Annotated in this window: 4 protein-coding genes and 1 pseudogene; 2 read left to right on the top strand and 3 right to left on the bottom strand. The window is 34.7% G+C overall.

Going from position 1 to position 4,186, the window contains the following annotated elements; all coding sequences use genetic code 11:
- Positions 1 to 556: 556 nt before the first annotated feature.
- From ACKI4H_RS05125 to ACKI4H_RS05115, 3 genes and pseudogenes are all read right to left on the bottom strand, one after another.
- Positions 557 to 818, bottom strand: a pseudogene (locus ACKI4H_RS05125) (helix-turn-helix domain-containing protein); the annotation flags it as partial.
- 107 nt (positions 819 to 925) lie between these two features.
- The gene (locus ACKI4H_RS05120; RefSeq protein WP_407304258.1) at positions 926 to 2,290 is read right to left on the bottom strand and encodes a heavy metal sensor histidine kinase; all 1,365 of its coding nucleotides are present in this window, start codon (positions 2,288 to 2,290) and stop codon (positions 926 to 928) included.
- On the bottom strand, positions 2,287 to 2,958 hold the full coding sequence (locus ACKI4H_RS05115; protein ID WP_407304260.1) for a heavy metal response regulator transcription factor: 672 nt from the start codon (positions 2,956 to 2,958) through the stop codon (positions 2,287 to 2,289). The genes ACKI4H_RS05120 and ACKI4H_RS05115 overlap by 4 nt, the downstream gene beginning before the upstream one ends.
- A gap of 121 nt (positions 2,959 to 3,079) precedes the next feature.
- Here ACKI4H_RS05115 and ACKI4H_RS05110 point away from each other — a divergent pair, with 121 nt between their 5' ends.
- Together ACKI4H_RS05110 and uraH are read left to right on the top strand one after the other, a co-directional pair.
- Complete coding sequence (locus tag ACKI4H_RS05110; RefSeq protein ID WP_378235458.1) at positions 3,080 to 3,556, top strand: heme-binding protein; 477 nt, start codon at positions 3,080 to 3,082, stop codon at positions 3,554 to 3,556.
- A gap of 26 nt (positions 3,557 to 3,582) precedes the next feature.
- Positions 3,583 to 3,981: a hydroxyisourate hydrolase gene (uraH, locus tag ACKI4H_RS05105; protein ID WP_131317575.1), complete on the top strand. Its 399-nt coding sequence runs from the start codon at positions 3,583 to 3,585 to the stop codon at positions 3,979 to 3,981.
- The last annotated feature ends 205 nt before the right edge of the window (positions 3,982 to 4,186 follow it).

Here is a 4,186-nt window from a genome sequence, read left to right as displayed (position 1 = left end):
AAGATTCTGCGGGTTCTTTCTGTCGTTTGTTCAGTGTCTATAAAAGTGTCTAAGGCCATAAACATAATGTCCATTTAATAAATAATGGACACTATCGGGATATTGAGAAAATAAGAAAAGTGGGGTTCAGCGGACGCTTACTTTTATGCGTCGCAAATGACAACTTATGAGTCGCGTGACGTCAATTTTTTTCCGCTGTCTCAAGTGGTATTCATCAGAAAAAGGCAATAGACTTACTCGCATATTCTTTCTAGGATAACCCGAATCTCGGATAAGAAATTGACTTGAAAAAATCATTGGCTCAAACAGGATTCGGATTAAAATTAACATAATACACCTTATACGTAATTCAATTTTTTATTTTATATAATTCAATGTGTTAATTGGCTCGATAAAGCTCAATTCAGATACGGTGGGCTTTTTTAATGATTTATCATGTTCCACACTTACTTATTAAACAATGTTCCACGGCTTTGTGTAGTCTCATTAAAACCTAAAGCAGAAAAAAATGTCCAGATGAAATAAGAATAGATGTCCAAGTAGTTATTGATTTTGCACCATAGGCTGGATACTGGATTGCGAAATCGAGAACAGCTTGCTCTATAGCATCATCTACACGATTTTTTAAATTAGGAACACGTCGAGATTTATTGATGAGAGCATCCACGTTGCCAGACTCTGCCAACTCCTGATGGCGATAAAATGTATCTCTTGAAACACCCATGAACTTACAGGTTTTGGATACATTCTGAAGTTCTTTGGCTAAATTGAGCAGACCTACTTTGTGTTTAATGATTTGATTTTTTAGTATGCAACATAAGAAAATTACTTTTTTTTGATTGAGATTCGACACCTTTATCAAAACGGGTAACTTTCTCTTTTTCAAGAAGAATGTACGATCAAGTCTGAACTAATACAATTTAAGTTAATCTCTGATCTTTAAACTAAATATAATGCCTGCCTGAGTGTTATAGGCATTTGCCTCTCCATTATGTAACAGCATGATAGATCTAACTATTGATAATCCTAAACCACCAGTTTTTGCTTTGGCATGTCGACTACTATCAATTTGATAGAAACGTTCAAATAAATGATTCAAATGTTGTTTATCAATAAAAATATTTTTAGTTAATACTTCAATATTGACATAATTTACTGTAGATTTTGTTGAAATCACAATGTCTTGATTTTCAAATCCATAATCAATAGCATTGATTATAAGATTAGACAGCGCTCTTTTTAATAAATCTGCATTACCATATATTTGAATTTCCTTTTCTAAATCTAAAACAAATGTCATTTTCCTATCTTCAGCTAAGAATTCAAAATAATGGACCAATTCTAAAATAAGGTTGGATAAATCAATATTTTCTTTATCGATAATATAATCGCTGTGCTCAGAACGAGCGATGAACAGCATATTGTCTATCATCTTACTTAGTCGTTCATATTCCTCAAGATGAGAATATAAAAGCTGCTCCAGTTCTTGTGGTGACCGAGATTGCATGAGCATAATTTGTGTTTGACCCATTAAATTATTTAAGGGAGTTCTTAGTTCATGTGCAATATCTTCAGAAAACCGTGCCAATTGGTCATAATTAATTTGAATTTTTTCTAACATAGCATTCATTGCTGAACTGAGTTTATCAACTTCAATGGTGGTGTTTTGAACTTCGATTCGCTGATGTGGTTGAGTACCCTGAATTTTATGTGTTTGCTCAATCAAGTTATTTAAAGATTTGAGTAAATACAAACCCACCCAACGGCCGAGTAGGCTTGCCATTCCAATTCCCAATAAGCTATAGAGAATCAATTTCCATAGATACTGGTCTAAAGTAGATTGAGCTTCATCAAGTTGTGTGCCAGCAATGAGTTGATAATGTTGATGGTTAAAAACAACAGTTTTATAGGCCAAACGGGTTGTAGCAAATTCAGACTGATTATCCAGAAAGGTAATGGTTTTTGATTCGGCCATCTCTGGAATATGGACTTTCAGTGGATTAATCTCAATTAAGGCTTGTTGCTGGTTTTTTAAGATTAAAAGATTATTTTCTTTTCCCAGCATATTCTCATACAGACGAGGGTGTTGAACTAAAATCTGAAAACTTTCTTGATCTTGTAAAAAAATTTCGATGCGTTCAACACGTGCAGTTAAATTCTGATCCCGTTGTTTGGCTAACAGGTGCTGCATATTGTGATAAGAAAGTAAACCAATACCAAAAAATACAGTGCAACAAATAATACTGAAGGAAATACTTAAGCGTGTTGTTAAACTTAGCTGATTTTTCACTTATTTATACTTAAACGATATCCCATACCCCGAACAGTATGAATTAACTTGGGCTGAAAATGGTCATCAATTTTGGCACGTAAACGACGAATAGCGACATCTACCACATTGGTGTCTGTATCAAAGTTAATATTCCACACTTCAGAGGCAATTTGAGATCGGGTTAATAATTCACCTTGATGTTGTATTAATAAATGTAAAAGCGAAAACTCTTTAGAGCTTAAGTCGATTTTTTGATGGTTCCGATAAACAGTACGTTCAAGCCGGTATAAAATTAAATCTTCAACTTGATAATATTCAGACTCGATTTTTACACTGCGTCTCAATAGGCTCTTGACCCGTGCTAATAGTTCAATATAAGAGAAGGGCTTAATTAAATAATCATCTGCACCTAGTTCTAAGCCTTTAACCCGATCCAAGACATGATCTTTCGCAGTCAGCATGAGTACTGGAATTTTAGAAAAAGTCCTTAAGGTCTTTAATACTTGCCAACCATCAATTCCAGGTAACATGACATCTAAAATCATTAAATCAAAGTTTTTTTCTTGTAACAACGTTAACGCTGTTAATCCATCATGAGCAATACTGGATAAATAACCAGATTCATTTAACCCTTTGGCTAGAAATTCAGCAATTTTGGTTTCATCTTCAATAATAAGTATCTGCATCCAAATAATATTATATGAATTTGTCTGTTTCCACATTACAAATCCGTAATCTTATTGTCATGCAATCATGACTTTATTTTGTATAAGCTAACTTATCTCTTAATCTAGCTTAATAGAAATGATGAAAAAACTTTTATTTATTCCGGTACTTCTATTTAGTTCAATCACCTATTCAGCTCCTAAAACCAGCTATGTCATGGATTTAAACCTCGCCAATCAACTGGTCACCAATGTCATGCAGGCATGTAGCACTACTGCTAAACCTGCGGCTGTAGTGGTTTTAGATCAGAGTGGCAATGTCCTAGCAAGTCAACGGCATGAAACTGTGGGTATACATAATTTAATCGCAGCGCAAAGGAAAGCTTTTACCGCATATTCAAGCAAGGTGACTACCTTACAATTTATGCGTAATGCTCAGAAGAATGTTGATTCACAGAATTTAACCAGCTTACCTGAATTATTACTTTTAGGTGGAGGAGTGCCCGTAGTTTATAAAAGTCAGTTATTAGGTGCAGTTGGTGTAGCGGGTGCAGGTGGGTCAATTCAAGATGATCAATGTGCACAACAGGGTATAGAAATTACACTCAAACAAATTTAAATCAATTTAATTCAGGATAAATTCATATGAACAAGTTTTTTTTATTCGCTGGCAGTTTATTCATTTCAAGTTGGGTAATGGCGCAAAATCCTTTAAGTGTGCATGTTCTTAACTTGGAAAGTGGATTGCCTTCACCCGATGTAAAAGTTACTTTAGAAGAACAGAAAAGTGGAAAATGGATACAGATTTCAGAAGCTAAAACCAATGAGCAAGGTCGTGTAACTGCATTATTTCCAGAAAATAAAACTTTAGATAATACGATATATAAAGTCACATTTAAAACAGGAGACTGGTTTAAGAAAAATAAGCAAAATTCTTTCTTTCCGGAAGTTCCGGTGATTTTCCAAACCGATGGCTCGGTAAAACACTATCATATTCCCTTATTGCTTAGTCCTTATGGATATTCAACCTATCGTGGTAACTAAGCTCAGAAAAACAGAAGCTCTAACTTGTATAAGATTAGAGCTTCATAGTTAACACTATCGGGTTTGGCACTGTTGCAAATAACCGCTGATGGTAAGCTGAATGCTCTTTCAGCTAAAGATTCAGCATATGAATCCCTTCCATGGTCGGCATTTTCAGGGCGAAATCATCCTGTGGGCGGTGCGCTGGTAGCGTAAATATGCCATT

The organism is Acinetobacter sp., from assembly GCF_045628685.1.
GTDB lineage: Bacteria > Pseudomonadota > Gammaproteobacteria > Pseudomonadales > Moraxellaceae > Acinetobacter.
The sequence above is the reverse complement of the archived record's forward strand: the minus strand, read 5'-3'. Positions and strand labels throughout refer to the sequence as shown.